This is a genomic window from Halomonas sp. ALS9, from assembly GCF_001651035.1.
GTDB lineage: Bacteria > Pseudomonadota > Gammaproteobacteria > Pseudomonadales > Halomonadaceae > Vreelandella.
In genome coordinates this window covers 1-294 of the sequence record NZ_LXRG01000031.1, presented here as the reverse complement: position 1 = coordinate 294, position 294 = coordinate 1, and the positions used below count along the sequence as shown (strand labels likewise).

Here is a 294-nt window from a genome sequence, read left to right as displayed (position 1 = left end):
TCATGTTCATCCCTGAGAGGATGATGACGATCGTTTGGCAGCGCGAAAGAGGCGCGCCAGCGTGAGAGGTATGCAATTGCCTGATGACGTTGGGCGCTATATTTTGCACCGTGGTCCTCGCGAGTTAGGTGAGCTTTGCCGCGCCGTGGAAACACTGGACACAGCATCGCTATCAGCCAAGCGTAAATTGACGATTCCGTTTGTGAAATCCGCCCTCGGTTGGTAAAGCCGCTGGTAACATAGGCTAAAGATAGTAAATAAAACGCCCCTGTCAGCGTGAGCCGACAGGGGCGT

1 pseudogene is annotated in these 294 nt (G+C 53.7%); it reads left to right on the top strand.

From position 1 onward, the window contains the following. Nucleotides 1-19 precede the first annotated feature (19 nt). A pseudogene (locus A6R74_RS01090) lies at nucleotides 20-226 on the top strand (HdaA/DnaA family protein); the annotation flags it as partial. Between the last annotated feature and the right edge of the window lie 68 nt (nucleotides 227-294).